General features: G+C 67.5%; 11 protein-coding genes. 9 read left to right on the top strand and 2 right to left on the bottom strand.

Features of this window, described 5'->3' with window-relative positions; all coding sequences use genetic code 11:
• Window positions 1–18: 18 nt before the first annotated feature.
• Window positions 19–1701: a hypothetical protein gene (locus IQ782_RS05640; protein ID WP_194133643.1), complete on the bottom strand. Its 1683-nt coding sequence runs from the start codon at window positions 1699–1701 to the stop codon at window positions 19–21.
• 281 nt (window positions 1702–1982) lie between these two features.
• Between IQ782_RS05640 and IQ782_RS05645 the strand changes: the two genes are divergently transcribed.
• From IQ782_RS05645 to IQ782_RS05685, 9 genes are all read left to right on the top strand, one after another.
• Entirely contained in the window at window positions 1983–2255 is a 273-nt protein-coding gene (locus IQ782_RS05645) for a hypothetical protein (RefSeq protein ID WP_194133644.1), read from the top strand.
• Window positions 2252–2620: a response regulator gene (locus tag IQ782_RS05650; RefSeq protein ID WP_194133645.1), complete on the top strand. Its 369-nt coding sequence runs from the start codon at window positions 2252–2254 to the stop codon at window positions 2618–2620. Before IQ782_RS05645 ends, IQ782_RS05650 begins: the two co-directional genes overlap by 4 nt.
• Entirely contained in the window at window positions 2617–4617 is a 2001-nt protein-coding gene (locus IQ782_RS05655; protein ID WP_194133646.1) for a chemotaxis protein CheA, read from the top strand. The genes IQ782_RS05650 and IQ782_RS05655 overlap by 4 nt, the downstream gene beginning before the upstream one ends.
• A 59-nt stretch (window positions 4618–4676) precedes the next feature.
• Window positions 4677–5132 carry a chemotaxis protein CheW gene (locus IQ782_RS05660; protein ID WP_338092555.1) on the top strand — a complete coding sequence of 152 codons (456 nt, stop codon included), beginning with the start codon at window positions 4677–4679 and terminating at the stop codon, window positions 5130–5132.
• 9 nt (window positions 5133–5141) lie between these two features.
• A complete protein-coding gene (locus IQ782_RS05665) occupies window positions 5142–6803 on the top strand; it encodes a methyl-accepting chemotaxis protein (protein ID WP_194133647.1) in 1662 nt (553 codons plus the stop codon).
• A 12-nt stretch (window positions 6804–6815) separates the two neighbouring features.
• The gene (locus IQ782_RS05670) at window positions 6816–7316 is read left to right on the top strand and encodes a chemotaxis protein CheW (protein ID WP_194133648.1); all 501 of its coding nucleotides are present in this window, start codon (window positions 6816–6818) and stop codon (window positions 7314–7316) included.
• Window positions 7304–8167, top strand: coding sequence for a CheR family methyltransferase (locus tag IQ782_RS05675; protein ID WP_194133649.1), 864 nt, complete (start codon window positions 7304–7306; stop codon window positions 8165–8167). Before IQ782_RS05670 ends, IQ782_RS05675 begins: the two co-directional genes overlap by 13 nt.
• Complete coding sequence (locus tag IQ782_RS05680; protein ID WP_240989124.1) at window positions 8167–9270, top strand: protein-glutamate methylesterase/protein-glutamine glutaminase; 1104 nt, start codon at window positions 8167–8169, stop codon at window positions 9268–9270. Before IQ782_RS05675 ends, IQ782_RS05680 begins: the two co-directional genes overlap by 1 nt.
• Before the next feature lie 355 nt (window positions 9271–9625).
• A complete protein-coding gene (locus IQ782_RS05685) occupies window positions 9626–10909 on the top strand; it encodes an MgtC/SapB family protein (protein WP_194133651.1) in 1284 nt (427 codons plus the stop codon).
• On the opposite strand, the gene IQ782_RS05690 is transcribed toward IQ782_RS05685, so the two are convergent.
• Complete coding sequence (locus IQ782_RS05690) at window positions 10906–13617, bottom strand: cation-transporting P-type ATPase (RefSeq protein WP_194133652.1); 2712 nt, start codon at window positions 13615–13617, stop codon at window positions 10906–10908. The two genes, IQ782_RS05685 and IQ782_RS05690, sit on opposite strands and share 4 nt — an antisense overlap.
• Between the last annotated feature and the right edge of the window lie 159 nt (window positions 13618–13776).

Genomic DNA, 13776 nt, shown 5'->3' on the forward strand with positions numbered 1-13776 from the left:
GACCGTGTTTCCCTTCTCTCAGAACCACTCAAAATCCTCCTCGTCTTCGCTGGCAGAGCCGCTCGGGGCGGCAAGGTGACCCTCTGGGCAAATGCTGTCGTGGATCTCGCGCTCCTCGGGCACGGAATAGAGCGCCCGGAGCGCGGCAGCCGCGGCGCGAGCATCGGCGCTTGGCTCGGTGGCGGGGCTTTGCGGAGGATTGTCGTGCAGCCGTGCCGCCAGCGCCGCGATCTGCCGTGCGACCGCGCGCTGCTCTTTCATCTCCTCGGCGCAGCGGATGAAATCGTCCACGGCTCGCGGCCCGCGATGCAGCAGCCCGTCGAGTTCGCGCCGCAGATCGCTCCACAGGAAGAGAACGCCACCAAGTCCGGCGAGGCTGTCGCCGATGCGCTGCAACTCCTCGCCGACGCGGTCCTGCCGTGCCCCAACAGAGCCTGCGGTGATCTCCTGGATGGTCCTCAGCTCGGTCACGATGCTGGCCTGCGCGCTCGAGCAGGTGTCGGTCAACTCGCCGAACTGGCGTGCGACGAACATCATCGCAGGGCCGTTCCGGCGGGCCCGCTGGCTGCGAAGGAAAACGTTCAGACTGCCGCGCCGCATGTCGCCATCGATCTGCGCGAGGCCGCTGATGACCCCCTGCATCTGTGCGATGCTTTTGCGCAGGCCGCGCATCTGCCGCTCGATCGAGCGCTGTTGCGCCTGGCTTGAATAGAGCGCAGCCAGCCCCGCGCCGCAGCGGTCCCGCAGGTCTTCCAGCAGCGGGGCGACCTCTGACTTGCCGGACAGGGCGTCGCCCCACTCGGCGAATTGGCTACCGAGCTTGGATGCTGCCCGAAGCACCGCCGCGAGCCGCGTCAGGTCGGCATCGAGCGCGCGGCCCGCGCCGGCGAGCTGCGCGGCGGCAATCCGCAACACGAGCGCATGGGCATCGGGCGAGGTCGCGGCATCGGGCAGGCAGGGTCCAAGTGCGGCCCCCACATGTTCGAGCCGCTGGCGGAAGCTGTCGCCGACCTGTAGCGCCGAAATGCCGTCCGACATGTTCCCTGACACCCCGGTGACCGCCTCCACCACGCGCGAAGAGGCCCGCGCGGCGTCGCGCAACCGCGGCCCGAGTCCCGCCGCGAGCCCTTGCAGGGCGCTGCCGAGCCCAGCCAGGTGTGATAGATTTGCATGGGTGAAGGTCGCCTGGCGGGTCCGGATCGCCATGGTCTGGTCGAGAAGAGCGTCGCGCTGGGCGATCAGCCCGATATAGGCCTCGCGGCTCCGAAGGGACAGCGATTTGATTTCGGAGGAGAAACTCAGTTCGCCGTCAATGTCGGTTTCGGATTCGACCACGCTCGCCGTGCTGGAGAACAAGTCGATCATGCGCACCGTCTCGTGCAGCTTGGCCAGCGGCCGGGCGGTTCGCTCCAGCGTTGCGATCAGCCGATCGATGGTCTGGGCTTCCTGCGCATGGGCGGTCTCTGCCTCGCTGAACCGGCTGGCCAGCAGCGTGATCGTCTGCGCCACGTCGGTGTCGGCGAAGTCCAGAAGACCCTGGCAGTATCGGCCAAGGGTGTCCGACAGGGGGCCGATGTTCTCGCGCCCCGACAACAGAGCGTCGGCAGCCCGCGTGAAGGTGCCCTCGACGGCCTGGGTCATTGCCTCGAGGTCTTGCCGCACGGCCGCGGCGCGCAATGTCTGCGACGTGCGATCGCCCATACGCTGTTCTTGGTTCCGTGTTTCTTTCGGTTTCCGGCTCCGGGTCCTGCGTCGCGCAGGCGATGCAACGGACAGGGTCCCATTCCTCCCGCCGTTCTAGCTTCAGAAAGCTAATGTTTCCTTCGTGCAAGTGTGGCCCGGCGGCGGCACGCGCGGCGAAGCGGCTTAACGGTGCCGAAAGACTCTTGCTTCAAGAAGTCCCAAGGCAGGTCTTGCGGATCCCGGCATTCGGGACGGGCGGGCTGCCCCCGACCGGAGCGAGGCGCGAGAGGAGCGTGAGGATGTCGGCATATGTCGTTTCGATGATTTCCGAGACGCGCGCGTCGTTGGCCGCAGCGCTGGACAGCGGGGTGAGCGTGGTGCGACTTCATCCGCAGGACGAGATCGACACAGCTGGCGCGCAACTTCTGGTCGCCGCGGTGCTCGAGGCACGGGCGGCGGGTCGCCGCCTGTCAATCGAACTCTGCAGGGAGGAAGCCGCGGGACGGCTCTGGTGCGGGCTCGCTTTCGACCTGCTGCCGGAAACCGTGTGGCTGGAAGAGGACGCAACATGAAACGAACGGTTCTTGTCGTCGATGATTCCGCCTCGGTCCGGCGGCTGATCTCGTCCACTTTGCGCGCGGCCGGGTATGACACCATCGAGGCGACAGATGGCCAGGACGCATTGTCGATCGCTCGGACCGCGCGCCCTGCCGCGGTGATCACCGATCAGAATATGCCCAATCTTGACGGTCTCGGGTTCATCCGCGCGTTCCGGGCGCTGCCCGGCACGGCGGGTGTGCCGGTGATCTTCCTGTCGACCGAGAATGCGGAAACCCTCAAGCAGAAGGCCCGTGCCGCCGGTGCGCTCGGCTGGATGACCAAACCCTTTGACGACCGCAAGCTTCTGAATGTCGTCTCGAAGGTACTGGGCGCATGACCGAAGACGCAGAGCAGCTCTTCCCCATCGAGGCGCGCGCGCTTGCCGAGAGCCTGGAAGCCGGGCTTCTTGACCTGAAGTCGCATCCCGAGGATCGGGCATTGATCGACGGGGTGTTTCGCGACCTGCACACGCTGAAAGGCTCGGGCGCCATGTTCGGCCACACCCGGCTGGCGCAATTCCTGCATGACTTCGAAACGGCCTTCGAGGCCGTGCGCGACGGGCGCCTGCGCGTGTCGCCGGCGCTGGTGGAGCTGGGGCTGCGTGCCTGCGACCATGCGATGGCGCTGCTCGACGGCGGCTCCGCCGAGCCGGGCGAGGTTCTGTTGTCGGCCCTTGCCGCCCTGACCCTGGAGCCTGGCGCGGCACAGGCTGCCGCACAACCGGACGATCTGGCCGCCGGAACGGGTGTGGGCGATAGCCTGGCCTTGGGGCGGGAGGCGGCAGCCGTGCCTGATCAGGATGGGCCGCCCCCATGGTCGCTGAGCGTCTACTTGGCCGGAGACACGCTCACACTCGGTGGACGCCCGCTCGGTGTGCTCGATGAGTTGCGGGCGCTCGGCGCTCAGCGCCTGCACCCGCTCCTCGATCGGTTGCCGCCGCTCTCGGAGCTCACCCCTGACCGGCTCTACGTCGGCTGGCGGATGGAGCTTCCGGGCGAGCTTTCGGAAGAGGTGATCCGAGAGGCTTTCCTCTTTCACGACGAGGGGCTCGATCTGGAACTGGAACGGCGTGCAGCCGGTCCGGCCGAGGCAGCTGCGGCACGTGGCGCCACGGCGGCCGCCGATCCCGAACAGCCGGATGCAGAACGGCGGCCCAAAGGGTCGGCCGGCGCGATGATGCGGGTTCCGGCCGAACGGCTGGATGAGATGATGGACAGGGTGGGCGAACTTGTGATCGCCGAGGCGCGTCTTGCCGAATTGGCGGCCCGCTCGGGCGATACGCTGCTGATCACCGTCGCCGAGGAGATACAGCGCCTCGCGACCAGCATGCGCGAGACCACGATGTCGATCCGCATGACACCGATCGGATCGATCTCGGGAAGGTTCCGGCGCCTGGTTCATGACCTCGACGCGACGCTTGGAAAGCCGATCGACCTGGTGATCGAAGGGCAGGACACGGAGCTCGACAAGACGGTGATCGAAATGCTTGCCGATCCCCTGATGCATCTGATCCGGAATTCCGCCGATCATGGACTCGAGACGCCGGAGGAAAGGCGGTCGATGGGCAAGCCCGACGTCGGCACGATCCGGATGGGAGCCCGTTACTCCGGTGCCGAGGTGGTCATCACGCTTGCCGATGACGGTCGCGGGCTCGACCTTGGCAAGCTGCGCGCACATGCGGAAAAGCGTGGCCTGATCGGCCCCGAAGACGATCTCGACGACGCCGAGATCAGGGCGTTGATCCTGCAACCCGGTTTCTCGACCGCGCAAAGCGTCACCGAACTCTCTGGGCGCGGTGTCGGCATGGACGTCGTGCGCCGCACCATCGAGCAGCTGCGCGGCACGCTCGAGGTCGAGAGCGAACCTGGACATGGCACGCAGATCAGCATGCGTCTGCCGCTCACTTTGGCGATCATTGACGGTCTCTTGGTGGAAGTTGCCGGCGAGCGCTACACGATCCCGCTGGCCGCGGTTGAACATATCATCGAGCTTCCCGAAGACCGCGCACAGGAGACCGGCCACACCCGATTGCTGACCATCCGAGACAAGCTTGTGCCGTTTCTCAGGCTCCGGCAGTTGCTCGACAGCCCCGGCGCGCCGGGACCCCATCAGAAGGTCGTGGTCGTCACCGCGGGCGAGCTGCGGGTCGGCCTTACGGTCGATCGCATAATCGGCTCGAGCCAGACGGTCATCAAGCAGCTTTCGCCCCTGCATGCCGCGCTGAAGTCCTTTTCCGGCGCCACGGTCCTCGGGGACGGTACGGTGGCGTTGATCCTCGACGTGCCGCAGCTTGTTGCCTTCGGCCAGGCACTCGACGCGGTGGAGGCTGCATGATGCCGCGCGCGTTTCGATCGGCACAGCCCTCGCGAGAATTTCGGCCCGCGCAGGATGTCGTGACGCTGCGCCTTGGTGGCGAGCTTCTGGCGATCGAGAGCGGGCTCGTGCGCGAGGTGCTGGAGCCCGGTGCCATCACCCGCGTTCCGAATGCCCCGGCATTTGCCGCCGGCCTTCTGAACGTGCGCGGCACGGTCGTGCCGCTCACCGATCTGCGCATTCCCCTGCGGATGCCGAGATGTCCCCGCGATGCCGACACGCGGATCCTCGTGCTCGACCTGAAACTTGCCGGCGCGGCCTCGGTGGTCGGCATCCTTGCCGAGAAGGTTCATGAGGTCACGCAGATCTCCTCCGCCGCGATCGAGGACGTGCCGGACGTGGGGGCGCGCTGGCCGGCACAGTTCGTTCGCGCCATCGGCCGCAAGGACACGCAGTATTTCATCATCCCCGACCTCGACGCCATTTTCGCAGCCTTTCTCGCGGTGCCGCTCGGCGCCGCGCTCCAAATCGCCTGAGGAAGCCCCATGCGTCTCACGCTCAAGCTCAAGCTCTCCGCAACCCTGATCCTGCTCGTCGTCGCCTCGTTCAGCGCCAGTTTGCTCGCCCTGGACAAGCTCGCAGGGATGCAAAGCAGGATGGACGACGTTGTCCACACGCAGGCCGAGCGGGTGCGCCTTGCCGAGGAGTTGGGGCGCGACCAGCTTCGCGTGCAGCGCGATGTGCGCGAGTACATTCTGGCCGAAACCCCCGCGGTGAAGCGCGAGGTGTCGGCCGCGATGGACGCCGCCCGCAGCCGCCATGACGAAACCCTGCGGGTGATCCGAGCCATCGCCTCCGATGCGGGGCGCGAGAGGCTTGTCACCTATGAAGGGCTCGTTGACCGCATCCAGGCGATCAATGACGATGCGATGGCCCTGGCGGATGGCGGTCAGACCTTGCAGGCCTTCCGAAAGGTTAGCGGAGATGGAAAGCTGGCCTGGCGTGCCATGGAGGACGAGATCGATGGCATCTTGGACCTCAATCGTGAGGGGCTTTCACAGGCGGCGATCGCAGCGTCCGAAAACCATGCATCCGCGCGGGTCCTGACGATTTCCCTGATGATCGGCATCGCACTGGGCAGCACGCTTGCCGGCGTCTGGATCGTGGTATCGATTTCCCGCGGCCTGTCGCGGGCGATTGATCTGGCGCGCAAGGTTGCGCGGGGGGACCTCACCGAAACCGTGGTGATCGCGTCGAACGACGAGATTTCCGATCTTCTGGGCGCGATGAACGAAATGACGGGAAACCTGCGACGGGTGGTCGGCGAGGTGACGGGAGGCGCTGGACAGGTGGCCTCCGGCTCCGCGGAAATGGCATCGACCGCCGAGCAATTGAGCCAAGGCGCGACAGAGCAGGCCTCCTCCACCGAAGAGGCTTCGAGCTCCGTCGAGCAGATGACGGCAAACATCCGGCAGACCGCCGACAATGCCACCCAAACCGAGGAAATGGCCCGCAAATCTGCCGAGGATGCCCGCGATTCCGGACGCGCGGTGGCCGAGGCAGTGGAGGCGATGAAGACGATCGCCGAACGGATTCTGGTCGTCCAGGAGATCGCGCGCCAGACCGATCTTCTGGCTCTCAATGCGGCCGTGGAGGCGGCGCGCGCCGGGGAGCACGGTCGCGGTTTTGCCGTGGTTGCCTCGGAGGTGCGCAAGCTGGCCGAGCGCAGCCAGACCGCCGCGGGCGAAATCTCCTCGCTTTCGGGCAACACGGTGCGCGCGGCCGAAGCGGCGGGAAAGATGCTCGAAGGGCTGGTTCCTGACATCGAGCGCACGTCGGAACTCGTTAGCCAGATCAGTTCGGCCAGCCGCGAGTTGGCGTCGGGCGCGACGCAGGTGAACCTCGCGATACAGCAGCTCGACAAGGTCACGCAGGAAAACACTTCAGCCTCGGAAGAGATGTCGGCGACCGCCGAACAGCTCTCGGCGCAGGCGGAAAGCCTGCGGTCCGCCATCGCCTATTTCCGGACCGATGCGCAAAGCCAGCCCGGCACCGGTGTGGCCGCGGCGCCGCGGCGGAAGGGCAAGCCCAGGTCCAGAACAACCAAGACGCTCGACGCTGGCGGGTTCGACTTCGACCTGAGCAACGCCGAGGATGATCTCGACGCAGCCTTCGCGCGGCCGCCTCGCGGCAGCGCGGTCGCCTGAGGGACAAGGCCGATGCGTGCCGAGACCGTGGTGACCTTCGCCGTTGCCGACTCGCTGTTCGCGGTCGAGGTCCGGAGCGTGCAGGAAATCCTGTCGGCGCGCGTGCCGACCCGGCTTCCGAACGCCCCGTCCCATCTGCTTGGCCTGATCGACGTGCGCGGCACATCGGTCGCGCTGGTCGATCTTCGGAGCCTGCTCGGCGAGGCAGCGCGGGGGGATGACGAGAACACGCGCATTCTCATGCTGACGATCGACCGTGGCAGCCGCACCAACCGAGTCGCGCTGCGTGTCGATCGGGTGATCGAGGTCGCGGCCCTGGACCACGATGGCGCCATCGCCGCGCTCGAAGAGGCCGAGATGGTGGATTGGGATCAGCGCATCCTCAAGGGCGTCGGCCGTCGCAACGACGAGATCGTCGTGCTGCTCGACATCGGTGCCGTGTTCGATCCGCAGCTCATGGGTGTCCTGCGGACCCGTGGACGGCCCGCGGACATGCTTCCATGTCCGTCCTGACCCAAGGCAGCCACCACCGCCGGTTCCGAGAGCTCATCTTCCGCGAGACGGGCATAAGAATGCCCGACAGCAAGAACCATCTGGTCGCATCCAGGCTTCGAAAGCGGCTTATCCACCACAGGTTTCAAACGCTTGATGAGTATCTCGGCCTGCTGTTCGACTCCGGTGGGCTTCAGGAGGAATGGCCGGAGATCATCGACCTGATCACCACCAACAAGACCGATTTCTTCCGTGAGAAAGCCCATTTCGACCTGCTGGTCCGCAGGGTGATCCCCGAGGCCTTTGCCCGCGCAGGTCCCGGCAGATCGATCCGCTTCAGGCTTTGGAGTGCGGCCTCCTCCACCGGCGCCGAAGCCTATACCGCGGCGATGTTGCTGGCCGAGGCGGCGCGCGCCGATGCCCGTCTGGACTGGGCGATCCTTGGAACCGATATTTCAACCGGCGTTCTGGCCGAGGCGACACGCGCCATCTACCCACGACGCGACGTGGCACCGGTGCCGCCGGAACTGCTTGCGCGCTACCTGATGACCGGCCGGGGCGGGGAGGGGTCGGGCCAGGTCCGGATCGTACCCGAACTGCGCCGCCGTGTCCGCTTTGCGGAGCTGAACTTGATCGAACCGCCTTATCCGGTCAGTCACGGGCTCGACGCGATTTTCCTGCGCAATGTGCTTATCTACTTCGACGGGGACCGTCAGCAGCAGGTGATTTCGGATGTGATCGCGCATTTGCGGGCCGGTGGCTGGCTGTTCGTGGGGCACGCGGAATCGATGATCGTTCAGGACCGGCGGCTCGAACAGATTGCGCCTGCCGCCTTTCGTCGGAAGGAGGCTTCGCCATGCCGATCAGGGTGATGATCGTCGATGACAGTTCTTCGGCACGCACCGCCTTGAGCCGGCTGTTGAGCGCCGATCCGGGTATCCTTGTCTGTGGGCTTGCCGGCGACCCTTTCGAGGCGGCCGCGCAGATGCGCGGCGACCTGCCGGATGTCTTGCTGCTTGACCTCGCGCTCCCGAGGATGGACGGGCTGACGTTTCTTCGCCGGATCATGGCACAGCATCCCCTTCCGGTGGTGATCTGTTCCAGCTTCACCGCCGCCGGTTCGGCCAATGCATTGCGGGCACTGGAGTCCGGTGCGGCCGAGGTGATCGCCAAGCCCACGCTGGGAAATGCCGAGGAATGGGCGGAAGCGCAGGTGTTGCTGTGCGACGCGGTCCATGCCGCGGCCTCGACAAACCCGCGGCGCAAGACCAGGCCTCCGCGCCAGGGGACCGAGCCCGGACCCAAGCTGTCAGCCGACGTCATCCTGCCGCATCTGCCGCCAAACCCGAAAGCCGGGCCTCCGCAAGGGCAGGTCATCGCCATCGGTGCCTCCACCGGCGGCACCGAGGCGCTCGTGCAAGTGCTCTCAGGGCTGCCTGCCGGCTTGCCGCCCATTCTCGTGGTGCAGCACATGCCAGAGCATTTCACCCGCACCTTTGCGCAGCGCCTTGATGGTCTCACCCCGATCGCGGTGGCCGAGGCACAGAGCGGTGACCGTCCGAGACCTGGGCAGGCTTTCATCGCGCCGGGCAACAACCATCTGCTTCTGCGTCGCTCCGGCGCAGGCTATGTGCTTGACGTTGTGCGTGGACCGCAGGTCGCGCGGCATCGTCCTTCGGTGGACGTGCTGTTTCGCTCCGTCGCCCAGGCATCGGGCAACAAGGCGCTGGGGATCGTGCTCACCGGCATGGGGGACGACGGGGCGCGCGGCCTGATGGAAATGCGCGCGGCCGGTGCCCGCACGTTCGTACAGGACGAGGCGAGCAGCGTGGTCTTCGGGATGCCGAAAGAGGCGTTGGCCTGCGGCGGGGCAGATTCAGCGGTCCCGATCAAGCGCGTCGCGACCGAAATTCGCAGATGGGTGGACGAGATCGCCTGGCATCCGGCCGGAAAGGGGCGGGTCCGCCCGGCCTGACGGCGATGCTGCCCGGAGCCATGTCTTCGCCGCGTTGCCGAAGGGTCTCGGGGCGGGTGTCGGGGCGATGCGGTCCCGCCTGCTCGGGCGCAACATGACCACGAGATCACGCTTGCCCGGGGTCGCTCGGCTTGGCACCGGTCCACCCCGCAGCTCGATCCGGCGCGCCATGATCCAAGGCGTGGTGCCGCGCGCAGAACGCAGGGCGGAGCGGTCTGCGCCAGGACCTTCTTTCGGCGGAGGTCTTGTTGAAAGCGGCGGGTCAGTCAAAGAAGGCTGACGCCGCGCCCCGCTCTCTGATATGCCGTGATCACGATATGCAGCCTCGTTTTCGGAGCGCTCCTGGTCAGGGCACATGACGGACATCGAGATCTTCCAGCGCCTGGGCCTCGCCCTGGCCATCGGGTTGCTTGTCGGCCTCGAACGGGGCTGGCACGAGCGGCAGGCCCGCGAGGGTGAGCGGCTTGCGGGGGTGCGGACCTTTGCCATCGTTGGGCTGCTGGGAGGGGTGGCGGCTTGGCTGGTGCCGCTGGCCGGCGGAATGCTCCTCGCGGCGGTGCTGCTGGCGCTGGCCGCGCTGCTGGTCGCAGGCTACTGGGTCGGGCTTCAGCGCGGCGGCGATATCGGCATCACCACGGAAATCGCACTCCTGTTGGTTTTCGTGCTGGGCGCGGCCTCGGTGCTGGGCGAGATGGCTCCGGCCGCGGCGGCCGCAGTGGTTCTCGCGCTGCTCTTGTCGATGAAGGCGCGGCTGCACGGCTGGGTGGCGCGCATCGAGAAGATCGAACTCTCGGCGGTGCTGAAGCTCGCACTCATCTCGGTGGTGGTCCTGCCGATCATGCCCGACAGGGACCTCGGGCCGGGAGGCGTGCTGAACCCTTACGAGCTCTGGTGGGCGGTGGTGCTGGTCGCGGGGCTGTCCTTTGTCGGCTACGCGGCGATCCGGCTCGGCGGGGCCGAGCGCGGCATGCTGCTGTCGGGAGCGTTCGGCGGGCTCGCCTCTTCGACTTCGACGACACTGGCGCTGGCGCGGGTGGTGCGCGTTCAGCCGGCGTTGGCCCCGCAGGCGGCGGCGGGCGCGGTGATCGCCGGATCGGTCACCTTCCTGCGCATCCTCGCGCTGACCCGCGTCTTCCAGCCGGCGCTCTTTGCCGAGCTCCTGCTGCCAATGGCCGCCATGGCCGGCGTCGGGCTGCTCGGCGCGGCGGTGCTTCATCGGCGCAACGCCGGGCGGCAAGACGCGGGACGTGGTATCGCAGGTATCGCCAACCCGCTGGAGCTGGGGGCCGCGCTGAGTTTTGGCGCGGTTCTGGCGGTGATCCTGCTCGGCGTACATTACCTGAAGCTCTGGCTCGGGTCGGAAGGCGTGTTCGCCGCCGCTGCGCTTTCCGGGGTGACCGACGTCGACGCCCTGACGATCTCGGTCTCGAGACTGGTGGGCGCGGATCTTTCGGTCTTCCATGGCGCGGTGGCGATCTTCATCGCGGTCTCGGTCAACTCGGTGGTGAAGGGCGGCATCAGCTGGTTTGCCGGGACGCGGGGGATGGGGCTGCGGGTGCTGCCGATCTATCTGGCCGCGATCCTGTGCGGGGGGCTGGTGCTGGCCCTCGCGGGCGGCGGTGCGGCGGCGCTGATCTAACCGCCGGGGCGCCGACGGCGCAGCGACAGGCGGATGCGCTTCTCGGTTTCGATGAGCACAAGGAAGACCGCGCCGATGGCGAGCGCCAGCAGCCCGTCGCGGAACGGCACCGGCGCGGTGTGAAAGATTTGCTGGAGCGCGGGGACATAGGTGATCGCCAGCTGCGCTGCCGTCACGATCCCGATACACACCCAGATCACCGGCGTGCCGCGCGCCGCCCTCAGCGTCAGCGAGGTGCCGTAGATGTTGCGGATGAAGAACAGGTGGCAGATCTCGAGGAGCACCATCGTGTTCATCGCGATGGTCTGCGCAAGCGCCACCGAAGCGCCACGGGCGATGGCGTGGGAATAGATGCCGAAGACCGCGACGAGAAACAGCGCCGAGACAAGCACGATGTGCCAGACCAAGGTGCCCGTGAGCAGCGGCTCGTCGCGCGGTCTGGGCGGCCGCTGCATGGAGCCGGGCTCGGGTGGCTCGAAGGCCAACGCCAGACCGAGCGTGCCGGCGGTGATGAGGTTGACCCAGAGGATCTGCACCGGGGTGATCGGCAGCGCCATGCCCGCGAAGAGCGCGACGACGACGGTCATCGCCTCGCCGGTGCTGGTCGGAAGCGTCCAGCTGATCACCTTCTTGATGTTGTCGTAGACCGTCCGGCCTTCGCGCACCGCGGCGACGATCGAGGCGAAATTGTCATCCGCCAGCACCACCGCCGCGGCCTGTTTGGCCGCCTCGCTTCCCTTGAGGCCCATGGCGATCCCGGCGTCGGCGCGTTTCAGCGCCGGGGCATCGTTCACCCCGTCACCGGTCATCGCGACGGTCAGGCCATGCGCCTGCAGGGCGCTGACGAGGCGCAGCTTGTGCGCGGGAGCCGTGCGCGCGAAGATGTCGGTCGCAAGGACCGACCGGGCCAGCGCGGCATCGTCCTGCGCCTCGATCTCGGCTCCGGAGAGCACCCGCTCGACGTTCCGGAGCCCGATCGCGCGGCCGATGGCGCGCGCGGTGGCGGCGTGATCGCCGGTGATCATCTTCACCCGGATCCCGGCGGACTGGCATTCGGCGACAGCGGCGAACGCCTCGGGGCGGGGCGGATCGATGATGCCGATCAGGCCGATCAGCGTCAGCTTACCGGCCAGATCCTCTGTGCTGAGGCGCCTCCGTCCCGCTGTCACGGCGCGCAGGGCCAGCGCGATCACCCTCTGGCCGTCCCCCGCGAGCCGCTCGACCGTTTCGTGCCAATGCCCGATATCGAGCGGGGCGGTGCCGCCATCCGCGCGGCGCTGGTCCCGGCACAGCGTCAGGATTGCCTCGGGCGCGCCCTTGACGTGGATGACGGCCTCGCCCTCTGGCCCGTGGTGCAGAACCGCCATGTAGCGGTGCGCCGCGTCGAACGGGATGGTGTCGATGCGTTGCCATGTGCCGCAGGGGGCAGGCCCGTCTCCGGTGATCCGCCCCGCCAAGGCCATGAGCGCGCCTTCCATCGGGTCGCCCTCGACCTGCCAGCCGGTCGGGCCGGGGTGCAGCAGCGCGTCGTTGCAGAGCGCCGAGACGCGCGCCACTTCGGCCAGCAGCGCGGGCCCGCCCGGCAAGGCCTCAGGCCCCTCGGCGCGGATCCTGCCCTCGGGGGCATAGCCAAGCCCTTCGACCGTGAAGACCTGCCCCGCGCCGACGATCCGGTTGGCCATCATCGTGTTCTGCGTCAGCGTGCCGGTCTTGTCCGAGCAAATCACTGAAACCGAGCCCAGCGTCTCTATCGCCGGCAGGTGCCGCACGATGGCGTTGCGCCGGGCCATGGCTCTGACCCCGACCGCCAGCGTGATGGTGAGCACGGCTGGCAGCCCCTCGGGGATCGCCGCAACGGACAGGCCGACAACCGCCATGAAGAGATCGGAGAAGGGCATCTGCCTGACAAGGGAGCCGTAGACGAGAAGCGCGGCCGCGACGACGAGGATGACCAGCGTGAGCCAGCGGGCGAAACGGTCCATCTGGGTCAGCAGCGGCGTCGCAACGGTCTCGACGCGGGACAGCAGCCCGCTGATCTGGCCGATCTGGGTTGTGCTTCCCGTCGCGGCAACGACGCCGATCCCGGTACCTGCCGCGACCATCGTGCCGGAAAACAGCATGGAGCTTCTATCGCCGAGCGCGCTTTCTGCAGGCACCGCCGCGATGCCCTTCCCGACCGGGACGGATTCCCCGGTCAGCACGGCCTCTTCGACCCGCAGCCGATGCGCCTCGATCAGCCTCAGGTCCGCCGGGACCAGCCCGCCTGCCTCGACGATGACGATATCTCCGGGCACCAGCTCGGCGACGTCGAGGCTTTTCCGGCGCCCGTCCCGCAGCACCAAGGCGCGCGGGGCAAGCATCCGGCGGATCGCGGCCATCGCGTCTTCGGCCCGGCCCTCCTGCACGAAGCCGATGACGCCGTTGATCAGCACCACGGCAAGGATGACGCCGGTGTCCACCCAGTGTTGCAGCGCCGCGGTGACCGCCGCGGAGCCGATCAGCACATAGATCAGCACATTTTTGAACTGGCGCATGAGGCGTTGCAGCGGGGGCCGTGCCGGTGGCTCGGGCAATTGGTTCGCGCCGTGTTCGGCCAGCCGCCGTGCCGCCTCGTGTTCGGTCAGCCCGCCGGGTGACCCGCGCAGCGCGTCCAGCGCCGCCTGCGGCGGCAGCGCATGAAGCGGGGGCGTGACCTTGCGGGGCTGCATCTGTCTGCGGTCCTTTCCGGCTCGGGCGCGCAAAGGCTGCCCTATTGCGCGGCGGCCTCAGCCCGCCGAACAGCCACAGTGTCGCCGGATGCGCGTGGGCTGGCATCAGGTGATTTTGGATTGCGAAGAAAAGTCGCAGGATTTCGCGCGGATGATCTG

The organism is Salipiger mangrovisoli, assembly GCF_015223355.1.
GTDB lineage: Bacteria > Pseudomonadota > Alphaproteobacteria > Rhodobacterales > Rhodobacteraceae > Salipiger > Salipiger mangrovisoli.